The organism is Mycoplasmopsis arginini, from assembly GCF_900660725.1.
Taxonomy (GTDB): Bacteria; Bacillota_I; Bacilli_A; order Mycoplasmatales; family Metamycoplasmataceae; genus Metamycoplasma; species Metamycoplasma arginini.
On the sequence record NZ_LR215044.1, the window covers coordinates 698,425 to 712,140 of the forward strand.

Genomic DNA, 13,716 nt, shown 5'->3' on the forward strand with positions numbered 1-13,716 from the left:
TACATTTTTTATATTAATACTTTTTTAAAAAAAGATTAAAAAAATCTAAAAATGAGCAATTTTTATTTTTAATAGTCTCTAATATATATGAAATATATATTAAAAACAGGGCTTAAATTTTTCATCTTTAATTTTTTAAAAAAGAATTTAAAAAATAAATAAGAAACCGCTTGTTTTTTATGAAAAAATCTAAAAAATACAAATTTAATGTAAAAAAAATAAAAATGTAATATTTTATCACTTTAAAATTTTGTGAATAATTTTTACATTCAAAAAATTTTAAAATTTAATTATTCTTTTGTTTTGATTATTTAAAGTATTTTTATAATATAAATTTAATTTATAGTATAATATAAACGCTTTTAATAGCAATAAGTAGATTCATTTCTCACCTAAGTGATTTTTTGCTGGGTCGCTACACATAAAGAATATTTATTATGTAGTTTTTGGGAAGTGGTCTAAACCCACTTTTTATTTATTTTAAGGAGGAAGTTATACCAAAAGATAACTCAAATTTTGCAAACAATCAAAGCAAAAAACCAAAATCAGAACACGTCGTTAATAACGAAATACCTTATAAAAAAGTTTTTGTTTTAGGCCCAGATAATGAAAAGATTGGTGTTTTAACAAAAGAAGAAGCTCTTGATAAAGCATCTGATTATAAAATGGACTTAGTACTTATCTCAATTGAAAATAATAAACCAATTACTAGAATTATGGATTATGGAAAATTCAAATATGATAAGAAGAAAAAACAAAAAGCTGTCAAAGAAAAACAATCAGTAACAATTAATCGTGAAATTAGATTAACACCTTTAATTGGTCAACACGATTTAGAAACAAAAGCACGTAAAGCGCGTGAATTTATTTTAGAAGGTAACCGTGTTAAGGTATCTGTTAAATTCAGAGGTAGAGAACGTAGCAGAACAGATCTTGGTGAAGACATATTAAACAAATTTTATGTTTTAATTGAAGACATTGCAAAAGTATCAAAAGAAGCAACTTTAGTAAATGATCGTTTTCTAGATATGTATGTAGAAAAAGATAAGAAGAAAGTTGAAGCTTTAAACAAAAAAAATAACGAACCTTCAGAACAACAAGGAGAATAACATGCCAAAAATGAAAACCAAAAGCGGTTTAAAAAAGAGAATTAAAATAACTGCAACCGGTAAAGTTAAACGTGGAAACGCTTACCGTTCACATTTAGCACAAAACAAAACAACAAAACAAAAACGTCAATCTCGTAAATCATCAACTCTATCAGCATCTGATTTCAAGAGATACAAAGAATTAATTTAATTTTATAATTTAAGAAAGGAAATATTATGCGTACAAGAGGCGGAATAGTTACAAGAAGAAGACGTGCAAAATGATTAAAATTAGCTAAAGGTTACTGAGGACACAAATCAATCGGTTACAGAGTTGCTAAACAAGCTGTTGTTAAATCATGAACATATGCATTTAGAGACAGAAAACAAGTTAAACGTGAATTCAGAAAATTATGAATTGCACGTATTAATGCAGCTGCAAGAACAAACGGAATTACATATTCAAGATTAATCGAAGGATTAAGTAAAGCTAACATTAACATTAACAGAAAAATGCTTTCAGAATTAGCAATCAACTACCCAGAATCATTCTCAAGAATCGTTGAATCAGCTAAAAAAGCTTTATCTTCAAAATAATAATATAAACCTAGGTAAAAAGCCAGGTTTATTTTTTTATTATATAAAAACCAAACCATTTTTTAATCTCAAATTTTAAAGTAGTAAAATTATGAATACAAGGTTTTAAATCAATATCTTTTTAATAATAAAAATTTTATGTATAAATACATAAAAGATTTTAAATTGTGTTATTATTTTTACCATAATTGAGGACATATGAGAATACAGAAAAATAAAAATTCATCAAATGAAGTAAGGTTGGATCTTGCAAAAACAAATCAACTTAAAACAGAAGAATTTATTGCACTAAAAAAAGAGAACAAAAAACGTAAAAATAAAAAACTCCCTTCAAATGTTCCATATGATTTAAATCCATATGGCGTAACTTTTTTTAATGTTTGAAAAAAATTTCCTAAGAAGATGTTAATGGTCTTTCTTTCAGCAATTTTATATAACGTTGCTATAGCGACATTCCTTGCAAAAGCTGCTACTGTTGCAACTGGTGTTTCCGCATTAGTTCAAGCCTTAACTTTTACAGTTTCAGTTACAGCACCATACTTTGCTTACATTTACTTTTTATTAAACCTGCCATTGATTATAATTTTTTGAAATAAAAATTCAAGAATGTTTATGATACTTACAACTTATTGGTTATTATGACAAGTCGCATTTCAATCGATCTTATTAATTGGGCCAGTTGGTCACTTCTTCCATAAAATTTCAATTTATTATGTAAACTGAATTTCACCAAGCGAATCAAACTTTACCAACGATTTCAAAAGTTTAATTCCTTGAGATGTTTATGGGACATATGCTAATTCTTATCATAATTTATTTGATTGAATGAATAGTTTACCAACACCTAATTCAGAAGGATTATATATTCTTGATTTAAATAATTCTCTACATGCGGGTATTTCAAGAGAATTGGGTTATATTAGTCATTTAACTCAATCTCAATTTGAACAATTATCACACTTTAAACATTTAATTGGAAATGGTTTTGGAAACCCTACTTGACCAATTATTGTTTACGCAGTTATTGGTGCTGGTATGGCTGGTATTGCTGGTGGAATTGCCTGAAAAAATTCAGCTTCAACTGCTGGCGGAGATTTTATTGTTTATTATATTTCAAGAGTTAAACAAAAATCTGTAGGTCACATTTCAACAATTGTTGCTTTAATATTTGGAGCTTTTTCAATTGTAACAATTACTATCGTAGAATTACTTGGTATATCTGCCGATCGTCCATTTAACGTAGCTGGTTTATTATTAAGAATTTTATGTTCTATTGCTTATGTGTTTATTTATATCTCATTTATTGAATTAATTTTTCCTAAATATCGTAAGATTAGAATTGAAATATATAGTAAAACCCCAGAAAAAATTATTGATCGTTTCAAATTAATTAATTATTGACATGGTTACAATATCGATAAACTTGTTGCTGGTTATACAAATACTGAAACGGTTAAAATTGAAACTTTTGCCCTATATTTAGAACAAAACTTAATTAAAAATGAAATTTTATTAGCTGATCCTAATGCTTGAATGACAGTTTCAAGAGTTCATAATATTATTGGAAAATTTGATACTTCAAAGGTTGAGTCATAATTAAAAAATCAGGTTTTGATATGAAAACCTGATTTTATTTATTCGTCTTGTCCTAGTTCATCTAGTTTGTTAATACGAGCAATATGTCTTCCACCTTCAAATTCTGTATTTTCTCATGTGTGAAACATATTTTCGACTTCGTTGCCAGAAAGTAATCTTCCGCCCATACATAAAATGTTTGAATTATTATGTGCCTTTGATAATCTGGCTTCTTCCTCATTAGTTACTCTTGCACATCTAATATTCTTAAAGCGATTTAATGCCATTGATATTCCAATACCTGAACCACAAAAAGCAACAAACTTAGTGTCATCACGGTTTAAATCTTTTTTGACTTCTTTAGCAAACTCTGCACCAACTTCGGCATAAGAAATTGGTTCGCTTTCGCTTTTAGAACCAAATAATTCTACTTGATATCCTTGGTTTTCTAGTCTATCAGCTAATTCCATTTTAGCATTGTGACCGGCGTGGTCACTTGTAATTTTAACAATATTTTTTCCCATTTTATTTCCTTAAAATTTCGCCATCTTCAACTCTAATAATTTGACTTGGCTTTTGACTCATTTCCCCAAAATTATATACGTTAGTTATTTCTGGGAAAATAATTTTTGCATTCTCAATTGTTTTACATACTGGAGCATTAGATAGATTGCAACTTGACATATACGCAGGGCCGTTTTTTTCTAAATACTCTAACAATAAAGGTTGATTAGGCATCCTGAAGCCTTGATCATTAACAACTAAAGTTGTAGCACCTGGCCAATACTTTTTAGCTAATTTTTCAGCTTCAGGATTTCATTGCTTAAACATGCGCGCTTGTTTAAGCGAAGCAACCAAAATAATTAATTTTTTATTTTTGTCCCTTCCTTTAATTTCATAAATCAAATTTTCAGTTTCTCTATCAACAGGACCACCAATACCTAAAACAGTATCTGTTGTTGATATAAATAATTTATTATATTTGTTTAACATAATCATATTATATAACATTATAATAAGTAAAAGTATATAATAATACTATGCCAGAATTACCAGAAGTCAAGACTGTTGTCAAAAATTTAAACGAGACAGTTTTAAATAAAAAATTATTTAAATTAGAAGTAATTAAATCTAAACTTTTTAAGGAATATGATATTCCATATTTTCAAAATAATTTAGAAAATGCAACAATAAGCAAAATAGAAAATAAAGGTAAACATATTATTTTTTATTTTGATAATGATAAAGTTTTACTTTCACATTTAAGAATGGAAGGTAAATATCGTTATTATCAAGAAAAACATGAGGAACCTAAACATTTGATTGCAAAATTCATTTTTGAAGACCAAAGTGAATTGGTTTACTTAGATAGTAGAATGTTTGGAACATTTCATTTAAGAAATATAAATAACTATGATCAAATTTTACCATTAAGTAAAATTGATGAAGAACCCAAAGATGTTAATATTGATAAATTGTATGAAAAATTTAAAAATAGTACAACAGCAATCAAGACAAAATTATTGGATCAAACAAATGTTGCAGGCCTTGGAAATATTTATGTAGATGAAGCTTTATTTGCGGCCAAAATTCATCCCCAAAGCCAAAGTAAGAATATTTCTAAGGAACAATTAAAAGATATATTGAAAAATGGACAAAGAATAATGGACAAAAGTTTTGAACTTGGTGGTTCGACAATTCATACCTATGAAAGTTTTAATGAGCAAACTGGTCAATTTCAAAACTTTTTATTAATTCATAGTGATAATATCAAATCTTGTTTATCATGTAATAATAAAACAATTAAAATAAAAGTAAATGGGCGTGGAACATATTTATGCCCCCATTGTCAAAAGGAATACTAACATGGGTTTTTATTCTTTTACAATTGATTTACACGGGCAAACTAGTGAGGAAGCCATTGTTAATGTTTTAAATGCATTATTTAGCTTAGAGCAAGAAGAATTTTATGAATTTTTTGACATTATTGTAGGAAATGGAACAGGGACGTTAAAATTTGTTGTTAGTGATCTATTAGAAGAAGAAGGATACTTATTTGATTTTATTAATTCTAATCATTCGATCATTAGAGTTTATCGCAAATAAAACAGATAGAAAGGAAAGTTATGCTTTTCTTTTTTTATTAAAATAAATTAGGTGAGTTGATAATCATTTATAATTATTTATAATATAAAATAACTAATATACAATTTAATAAATTAATTTTAATAGGAGAATATATGGCTAAAAATACTTGAGAAATTGCTAAAAAAGCAATTGAAGCTCATGATAATATTTTTATTTTTCATCATATTAGACCAGATGGAGACTGTTTAGGTTCACAATTTGGTTTAAGAGAATTAATTAGAACAAACTATCCCGAAAAAAGAGTCTTTGTATTTGGGGATACTGGAGGAATTTTTCCTTTCTTTGAATGAGATTTTGATAAGTTTGAAGATGTTCCAAAAGAATGCTTTGAAAACTCACTTGGTGTTGTTGTTGATGCTAATTCATCAAATAGAATTCAATTTGCACAATACATTTTAGATAATAACTTTACTCATATGTTAAGAATCGATCACCACCCTGTTGATCCAGATATTAACTATGACTATACTTGAGAAGATGCAACTTTTGCTGCTGCCGCAGAACAAATTGCATATATTGCAATGAAATCAAAATGAATAGTTACTGATAAAGCTGCTAAATACACATATTTAGGTATTAATACAGACTCAGGAAGATTCCAATATGAATATGTTCAACAAAGAACATTTGATGTAATGTCTTATTTACATAAAGGAAATAACTTTAAAGTTTGAGATGTTAACTTTGAACTTTCAAAAAGAGATGAAAGAAAAGTAAGATTTGCTGCTTATGTTTTATTAAACTACAAAAGCGATGGTAAAGTTTTATATTTCCACGTTACAAAGAAACTTCAAAAGAAATTTAAACTAAATGATAATGAAGCTAATGATGTTGGCATTTTAGCAAATATTGGCGATTGCAAAATTTGAGTTTTATTTATTGATTTACCAGATGGTAATATTAGAGCGCGTGTAAGATCAAATGGAATCTGAATTAATCATATTTGTGCAAATTACAAACCAGGCGGTGGGCACGAAGTTGCTTCTGGAGCAACATGTCATTCAAAACGTGAAATGAAGGCGTTAATTGAAGACTTAAAAGCTGAGGTTTTAAAACATGATAATAATTAGCAATGAGAGACTTGAAATTTTTAAAAAAATTGAAGAAAAAATTAAAAGTCATAATAATATTGTAATTTTTCATCACATTAGACCAGATGGTGACTGTTTGGGTTCACAATTTGGGATGAAAAATTTAATTGAAGAAAATTTTCCAGATAAAAAAGTTTATACAGTTGGAGATACAAAAGGTATTTATCCTTATTTAGATTTTCCAATGGATGATCTAGAACTTAAAAAGTTAGACGATTCATTAGCAATTATTGTTGATGCTAATTTTAAAGAAAGATTAGAATGCCGTGAATATTTAGATAATAATATTTTTGACGAAGTAATTAGAATTGATCACCATCCAAATGATGATGATTTAAATGCTTCATTAGTTTGAGTTGATAGATATTCACCTGCTGCTGCTCAACAAGTTGCTGAAATTGCTTATGGTCTAAATTGAAGAGTTAATGAAAAAGCTGCAACTTATTTATATTTAGGAATTTACACCGATTCTGTAAGATTAACAACTAATTTAACTAATGATAAAACAATGTTTTTAGTTGCTTGATTATGATCAAAAGGTGCCCAAAAAGATTTATTACATGAAAACATGGCTAAAAAATCTTTGGAAGACATTCGTATTAATGCCTTCATTCAACAAAATATGAAAATTAAGAATGGTATTGTATCATTTTACTTTTCTCTAGAAGATCAAATAAAACTTGGTATTAACGACCCTTTAAAGGCAAACCGTCCTTTTGTACTATCTTCAATTGATGATAATAAAGCCTGAGTATTTTTTACACAAGAAAAAGAAAACCAAATCAGATGTGAATTTAGATCAACTGGAGCATGTGTAAGAAATGTTGCTGTTAAATGAGGCGGTGGTGGACACCACAGAGCTTCTGGTGCGCAAATTAAAGATGAAAATCTAATTCCTCAAATTGTTTCTGATTTAGAAAAAGAAATAACAATTTTAGAAAATTACGATAATAATTAAAATTAATTAATAGTATTAAAATATTCAAACTACAACCTTTTTGTAAGGTTGTTTTTTAAACAAATAGTCAAAAAATGTCATTTTCACCTTTTCCAAGTCGTTTGGTTTAAAATTAGAATATAAACAAAATTTACTAAAGGAGATTATGAAGAGGATATATATGCTGATTTCTAAACAAAAAATAAGTTATTATCTATTTACACTAATATCTTTAATCATCGGTATTAGTATGTTAGTATTTAGAGATTTTTTTGACATGCTTAGTTATTATGCTCACGTTGGCTTAATATTTGCTATACCATTATGAATGACAATTAATATTTTAATCACACAAAATAAAGATGATTTAAGAAAGTTCTTCTCCTTTAAGAAAAAAAGCTGATTTTTATCAAATGAACATAAATTAACAATTTTAAATTTTGCATTTTCATTATTTATTATCGTTAGTTATTGAGTTTTATTCTTTGCTGGTTTTCAATTAACTAGAAAAATAATATTTTATTCACCGGAATTTGCAATAGCAATGTGCATTTTAACTTTATGAATGTTATATCAATTAAGCCTTGTTATTAAGAAAGTAAATAAGATTAAATTATTCTTAGTTATTGTTAATGTTATTAACCTAAGTTTATTCTTATTGTTTCTAATTAGTTTTATAACTTGACTTTCATTATATTTAACTATAGGAAAAACAAACCCTGATTTTTACGATGTAGAATATAATTACTTTAGCATTTGTATAAATATTTTTACATTATCAGGTATTCTTTTTGTCTTTTCAAAATTGCTTTTATTTACTTACTTAAAAATGAATAATAATTCAATTAAAGCAAGCATTTTTCCTATATTACATTTTAAAAATATAAATATAGCAACCGAAAAAAACGAGAAATTAAATTTAGCACTTTGAATAATAAATTCATTATTTATAACCTTAATATCTTCATTAGTTTTATTTTTATTTTTTTATGTTCAAACTCCAATTATTGTTTTATTTATTTTAATAGTTTTCTCATTTATTACTAAAGCACTTAGCATTTCTTATCAAAATGAAATCAATAACTTTCAAAAGATGAAATGCTTTCAAATTAAATAATTAATATAAATAAGATATTTTGTAATGCCTAAACATTAAACAAAATAAAACCGACCCCTGGCCGGTTTTTTCATTATTTTAAATTTCAAAATTATTTTTTTAAAAAATTCTTTTCGTAAATATAATCATCGGCTGTATGATAAATTTGTCTTATGTAATCAAAATAAGTTTTATACTTTTTAAAATCACCTTTTCATACAAATTTCTTATTTAAACTTTTTGAAAAATCAATGACTAAATATAAATCAAAATATCCAAATTCCTTAATTCCATCGATAATCATTTTTTGCATTAACATTCTTACTTTTGGCGAATTAATATCAAGATCCTTTTTATAGTGTTTTTGTTCTATTTCGGCAAAAGCAGCAAAATAAATATTTAGGCTTGAAATTTCCTTGCTATATTCTTCTAAAAACAAATTATTTATTTCTCTTTCTTCATCATTAAGTTTATATTCGGCAAAAATTTTATTAACATCAACTGCCTTTTTAGCATATTTATTTTCTGCTTTAATAATTAAAAATATTTTTACAATTATTAAAATAAAAATAATAGTAAAAATTGATCCAAAAATATATGAAGATATTACTCCACCTTTATTTATGTTTCCAAAAACCTTCGCTGCCGTTAAGAAAAGAATAATACCAATAATTAAGAAAAGAAAAATAAATATAAATCCAAAGATGTTAAAAATTGTATCTTTTTTAAAACTCTTTTTTGCCTTTTCATCCATTAGATTATTTCTCCTTTATATAATTTTAATTTTTTGTTGTTTAAATATCCTCTGCCTTCTTTAGCAATAAACTTATCATTTAATTTTGTAGCATCTGCACTAAAATTAACTCATATTTTTAATAATGAAGCGCCAACACCGTAGGTATCAACCGGAGTATTTTCGTCCTCAAATTCTTTAATTCTTTTTGCATTAAAACCTGAAGAAACTGTAATTTTTACATGTTTACCGCCGTTAGCATCTAAGGCTTCACGTAATCTTTTTACTTGATTTTGAGTTACACCATATTCCGCCTCGCCTTCGCTAAACATTTTATCTATTAAGGCTTTTGACGTGTCTATTCTAACTGCTTTTAATTTATTTTTAAAAGCTTTTAAGCAAGCTAAAGAGTCTGATATAACATCATTATGAAAATCTACTAAAGCATATAAATCATCTTCTGGAAAGGTTTTATGATATGCCTCAACAGCTTTAACAACATCACCTTCAAACATTTGAATTAATGCATGAGGCATACTTCCGAATGTATGTGCTTTGTTATGATTAGAAGATGCTAAAGTTGAATGGTTATAGATACCTCCAACCTTCAGTGCATAAGCATCATTTAATTGATTAATATAATGATCTGCTCGATCAGCCATGCTTACAACATTTTTTCCATTTGCTGCTTTTACGACGTTATATGCATTTGTTGCTATCGAAGTTTGCCGAGCTAAAATTCCATCGATAATTCCTTCTCAAATTCCAAAGTCATAATAATGTCCTTCCAATTCTAAGACCACTTCACGATTATGAATAATTGATCCTTCTTCTAAATATTTTATTTTATATTTAGAGGTATCAGTATTTTTACATAAAAGGCGAATAACTTCGTTTATTCCGCAAAGTTTAACATTGTTATGCCGTTGAAAAAATTGTAATGTTACAATCTCATTACGGCGATGTTTTTCAGCTATTTTTTTGGTCTTAAAAAAATAAATTGAAATATAATCTTTTAATTTCATAACACCTTCTTGTTTTCTTATATTGTTAAGTTAAGTTATTTAATTGTAATATAATATATTAATTATATATTAATAACTATCGCAAATCAATATTAAAGAGGATTAAAATGGACAATATTCAAAAGAAAACAATCAATGCTCAAAAGTTATGTAAATCACAATTTTTTGTTGGAATGATTTATTTAGTTTTATTAGTCGCTTTTATCGGAGTTTTACTTGCTATTTATGTAAGTAATAAAAGTACTAAAGGAAATTGACTAGTAAATCCGGCCTACATTATAATTACTATTCTTTTTGGCCTAAGTATTATTTCGATTATTGTTACATCAATCTATGGATTAAAATACGCCAAAGAAATAAATGATTCTAAATTACATTATTATTTTTTATTATCTGCTATTTTTATAATCCCTTTTGTTTCATTTTATTGCACAATTGCCTCTGCTACAAGAATGTATAATTATTTTGAAAAAACAAAGAAACAAAAGAAAAACAAAAAACAACAGGCTTAATTATTTGCTTGTTGTTTTTATTAATTCTTATTTAAATAGGAAAGGTTGTAATTTATTTTTATATCATTTTGTTTTTTGAATATAATGAACAACAATATGTTGAACTATTGTAAAAATACCACCTATAATTCAATAAATTTGTAAACCAGCACTAAAGAATAAACCTATGAAGGCAAAGATAATAGGAATTAAAATTGCTTTCTTGTTTGATTTTTTCATTGCTGCTCTTTGATAAGCATCAGCACGAAGCGATTTCTTTTTACGCCATCTTAAAATCTTCGGCATAAACTGTGCAATTAGTTGAATTACTACCGAAAGAATAACAATTGGTAAGTATTGTAGTTCTCCGACTTTGAAAATTCTAAAGATTGAAGTTGCTGAAAGTTGAATTGTATATAATGTTGCTTGTTTAATTTCAGGTGATGTAGAAATAATTCTAAATACAACAATTAAAATAGGCAATGTTATAAATGAAGAAATTAATTGTGCAACAGGCGAAATTTTCTCTTTCTTATATAGTTCGCTAATTTCCATTTGCTTACGTTGGTTCATTTGTTTATCGCCTTTGTAAGCTTCATATTTAGCTTCAATTTTAGCTTTCTTTTGGTTTAATTCTTCCATTTTATTTGAACTAAATACAGTTTTTAGTGTTAGGAAGAATGTTATTAATCTAACAATAATAACGGTTACAACTAAAGCTAATACAACACTTCATCCAGTGGTTCCTAATGCTCTAATAATTGAGTTCATAAATTGGGCTACTGGATATACGAAGAATCCATAGAATGGACCTTGTTCTCAATGTTCTTTGTAGGTTGTAATTGGTTTATTAGGCACAAAAGCATCTGCAGACATTAGTCTATTTTTTCAACTATCTGGTGAATAGTTACCTGCTTCGTTAATAGAAGAAAAATTATATGTTGAAATCTCTTTTTCTAATTTACTATCTTGTGTTTTAAATAGTGATTGATTTAAAGAAACCATTCCAGCATAGTTTTTCATCATAGAAGATGCTGAAAGGAATAATGTGTTAAGTCTTTCGCCATCTTTTTCACTTAATCCTTTACCTGGACCAATAAGTTCTTTATAACTAATAATAAAGTCATTTCATTCTTTTATTAAGCTATATTTATCTAATTGTCTTAATTCAGCAATTGATTTTCCAGTTTTTGCTGATAAGGTTTCAGCGAAACCAGATCTGTTTTTATCATCATTTATTCATAATTTAAATGTTTCTGCCAATAATGAAGTAAAAATATCAGCTAAGAATAAGTTATAAATATTTGAGCCAGCAATCCCTGTAAGATTAACTTTTGCTAATTCCATATTTTTAATATGTGAAAAGTCTGTTATAACTTCAATTTTACTTTCGGTTGAACCCTCAATTGGAGTATGTTTTTCGTAAGTTTCAAAACTAATTGCATAAGGTAAATATACATCATTGATTTTGCTTACAGGATTATAGAATTTAGTTCTACCTTCACCCTTGTCATTACCAAAGTTTAGGTAAATATGGTTTGCACCATTACCGTAAATAACACCTCTATGTCCATCTTCATCCTTAATTTCAATATTTGAAATATTTTTTCAATCTTTTGAATGATTTGAAAAAGTGTTACTTCCTTCTTTTGGGGCTTGTAATTGTAAAGCAAATGAAGAACCACCGTAAATTCCGTATTGTCCTCCAGTTTTTGCATCTTGTTCTCTTAAAGATTTAATTTGTTTTTCATCTTCAAGACCTAGATATGTGTTAGCTACTACACCGGCATCGCTATTTAAGTTTGGGACAAAGAATTCGTTTTTTTCTTTATTTCATCTCAATGTAGCAATATTAGGAGAAATATAATCACTTTTTGTATATATTTCTTGACCTGAACCGACTTTTGTACCTGATTTAGTAGCAATTGACTGAACGCAACCTACAAGTCCAATTGAAATAAAGAAGAAAATTAAAACTACTCTTACTCATTTTCAAATCTTTTTTCAAATAGCTTTAGGTTGTTTACTTTCAGGCGTTTGATTAATTCTAAAAGAATCGTAATGTTTAGAACTATTTCTCTTTGCCATCAGTTATCCTTTCATAGATTTTATGAACAGCTTGAACTTTTTCATCTCATGATAAAGAAAAAAAGTTTTTTCTAGCTATTAAAACGGTGTCATAATTTATTTTGCTTATGTCCATTTTTCTTAAAATAGATCTAATTTGATTTCGATAGTGATTTCTCTCAACTGCATTAGCAAATTGCTTTGGTATTGAAATTCCGCATCTAAAAAAATTAGATTTAGTAAAATAAATAATTAAATTTCGTGAAATGACTTGATTATGTCCACTAAGAATTCTTTGGAATTCTCAATTTTTTTTAACAGTATTTTTTTTATTCATATGTGTTTAATTATTTTGAATTAATAAAAAGTATCAAACTATTTTTCATCTGATACAGTTAGTCTACGTCTTCCTTTTGCACGTCTTGCTGCTAAAACTTTACGGCCATTTTTTGTTTGCATTCTAGCCATAAAACCATGCACTTTAATGTGTTTACGTTTTTTAGGTTGATATGTTCTTTTCATGAATCTCTCCTTTTCAAATGTTTATTTAAAAATACTTCTAATATTTTACCAAAAAAGTTAAAAATATAAAAACCAAATTATTAATTAATAAATTAATAAAGTTAATATAAGAAACTACTAAAGAAAATTTAATTAATTTTTAAATAATTTTCTATTTTAAAAACAGGAGTTTTAAACATTGAATACTATTTTTATAAAAATAATGTTATTAAGTATTTTTTGTATTTTTTTGAACTTAAATTAAGCCAAAAAAATCAAAGGTTTAATGTCAGTAAAATGTCAGTAATTGAAAAAAATAATTAATTTTGATTTACAAAATTTGCTATTTAAAATATAATTTTAAAAT

The 13,716-nt window shown here is 26.5% G+C and carries 17 protein-coding genes; 10 read left to right on the plus strand and 7 right to left on the minus strand.

Annotation, left to right across the window (positions count from 1 at the left end; all coding sequences use genetic code 4):
* Positions 1-446: 446 nt before the first annotated feature.
* The 4 genes from infC to EXC38_RS03150 all read left to right on the plus strand — a co-directional run bounded on the left by infC (position 447) and on the right by EXC38_RS03150 (position 3,281).
* Positions 447-1,109 (plus strand): translation initiation factor IF-3, encoded by a 663-nt coding sequence (infC, locus tag EXC38_RS03135; RefSeq protein WP_004416338.1) that lies wholly within the window; start codon positions 447-449, stop codon positions 1,107-1,109.
* 1 nt (position 1,110) lies between these two features.
* Entirely contained in the window at positions 1,111-1,299 is a 189-nt protein-coding gene (rpmI, locus tag EXC38_RS03140; protein ID WP_004416337.1) for a 50S ribosomal protein L35, read from the plus strand.
* A 26-nt stretch (positions 1,300-1,325) separates the two neighbouring features.
* The gene (gene rplT, locus EXC38_RS03145; RefSeq protein ID WP_004416335.1) at positions 1,326-1,685 is read left to right on the plus strand and encodes a 50S ribosomal protein L20; all 360 of its coding nucleotides are present in this window, start codon (positions 1,326-1,328) and stop codon (positions 1,683-1,685) included.
* Between the two features lie 198 nt (positions 1,686-1,883).
* Positions 1,884-3,281, plus strand: coding sequence for a DUF2179 domain-containing protein (locus tag EXC38_RS03150; RefSeq protein ID WP_223213803.1), 1,398 nt, complete (start codon positions 1,884-1,886; stop codon positions 3,279-3,281).
* Positions 3,282-3,319: 38 nt separating this feature from the next.
* Here EXC38_RS03150 and EXC38_RS03155 read toward each other — a convergent pair whose 3' ends face one another.
* Both EXC38_RS03155 and EXC38_RS03160 read right to left on the minus strand, forming a co-directional pair.
* Entirely contained in the window at positions 3,320-3,784 is a 465-nt protein-coding gene (locus tag EXC38_RS03155) for an RpiB/LacA/LacB family sugar-phosphate isomerase (RefSeq protein WP_060823435.1), read from the minus strand.
* 1 nt (position 3,785) lies between these two features.
* Positions 3,786-4,253: an L-threonylcarbamoyladenylate synthase gene (locus EXC38_RS03160; protein WP_129694803.1), complete on the minus strand. Its 468-nt coding sequence runs from the start codon at positions 4,251-4,253 to the stop codon at positions 3,786-3,788.
* Between the two features lie 47 nt (positions 4,254-4,300).
* Here EXC38_RS03160 and mutM point away from each other — a divergent pair, with 47 nt between their 5' ends.
* The 5 genes from mutM to EXC38_RS03185 all read left to right on the plus strand — a co-directional run bounded on the left by mutM (position 4,301) and on the right by EXC38_RS03185 (position 8,553).
* Positions 4,301-5,125, plus strand: coding sequence for a DNA-formamidopyrimidine glycosylase (gene mutM, locus EXC38_RS03165; RefSeq protein WP_129694787.1), 825 nt, complete (start codon positions 4,301-4,303; stop codon positions 5,123-5,125).
* A 1-nt stretch (position 5,126) separates the two neighbouring features.
* Positions 5,127-5,366, plus strand: coding sequence for a Smr/MutS family protein (locus tag EXC38_RS03170; protein WP_060823437.1), 240 nt, complete (start codon positions 5,127-5,129; stop codon positions 5,364-5,366).
* 134 nt (positions 5,367-5,500) lie between these two features.
* On the plus strand, positions 5,501-6,478 hold the full coding sequence (locus EXC38_RS03175) for a bifunctional oligoribonuclease/PAP phosphatase NrnA (protein ID WP_004416325.1): 978 nt from the start codon (positions 5,501-5,503) through the stop codon (positions 6,476-6,478).
* The gene (locus EXC38_RS03180; protein ID WP_129694788.1) at positions 6,465-7,457 is read left to right on the plus strand and encodes a bifunctional oligoribonuclease/PAP phosphatase NrnA; all 993 of its coding nucleotides are present in this window, start codon (positions 6,465-6,467) and stop codon (positions 7,455-7,457) included. Before EXC38_RS03175 ends, EXC38_RS03180 begins: the two co-directional genes overlap by 14 nt.
* A gap of 160 nt (positions 7,458-7,617) precedes the next feature.
* Positions 7,618-8,553 carry a hypothetical protein gene (locus EXC38_RS03185; protein ID WP_129694789.1) on the plus strand — a complete coding sequence of 312 codons (936 nt, stop codon included), beginning with the start codon at positions 7,618-7,620 and terminating at the stop codon, positions 8,551-8,553.
* A gap of 91 nt (positions 8,554-8,644) precedes the next feature.
* Here the strand turns inward: EXC38_RS03185 and EXC38_RS03190 are convergent, their stop codons facing one another.
* Together EXC38_RS03190 and EXC38_RS03195 are read right to left on the minus strand one after the other, a co-directional pair.
* Positions 8,645-9,286 (minus strand): hypothetical protein, encoded by a 642-nt coding sequence (locus EXC38_RS03190; RefSeq protein ID WP_129694790.1) that lies wholly within the window; start codon positions 9,284-9,286, stop codon positions 8,645-8,647.
* Positions 9,286-10,290 carry a nicotinate phosphoribosyltransferase gene (locus EXC38_RS03195; protein WP_109246918.1) on the minus strand — a complete coding sequence of 335 codons (1,005 nt, stop codon included), beginning with the start codon at positions 10,288-10,290 and terminating at the stop codon, positions 9,286-9,288. The genes EXC38_RS03190 and EXC38_RS03195 overlap by 1 nt, the downstream gene beginning before the upstream one ends.
* Before the next feature lie 107 nt (positions 10,291-10,397).
* On the opposite strand from EXC38_RS03195, the gene EXC38_RS03200 reads away from it, so the two are divergent.
* Positions 10,398-10,802 carry a hypothetical protein gene (locus EXC38_RS03200; RefSeq protein WP_129694791.1) on the plus strand — a complete coding sequence of 135 codons (405 nt, stop codon included), beginning with the start codon at positions 10,398-10,400 and terminating at the stop codon, positions 10,800-10,802.
* A gap of 27 nt (positions 10,803-10,829) precedes the next feature.
* Here EXC38_RS03200 and yidC read toward each other — a convergent pair whose 3' ends face one another.
* The 3 genes from yidC to rpmH are packed head-to-tail and all read right to left on the minus strand — an operon-like array spanning position 10,830 to position 13,370.
* Positions 10,830-12,869, minus strand: a complete 2,040-nt coding sequence (gene yidC / locus EXC38_RS03205; RefSeq protein WP_129694792.1) for a membrane protein insertase YidC — start codon at positions 12,867-12,869, stop codon at positions 10,830-10,832.
* Entirely contained in the window at positions 12,853-13,185 is a 333-nt protein-coding gene (gene rnpA / locus EXC38_RS03210) for a ribonuclease P protein component (RefSeq protein WP_004416310.1), read from the minus strand. The genes yidC and rnpA overlap by 17 nt, the downstream gene beginning before the upstream one ends.
* A gap of 38 nt (positions 13,186-13,223) precedes the next feature.
* Entirely contained in the window at positions 13,224-13,370 is a 147-nt protein-coding gene (rpmH, locus tag EXC38_RS03215) for a 50S ribosomal protein L34 (protein ID WP_004416307.1), read from the minus strand.
* Positions 13,371-13,716 lie beyond the last annotated feature (346 nt).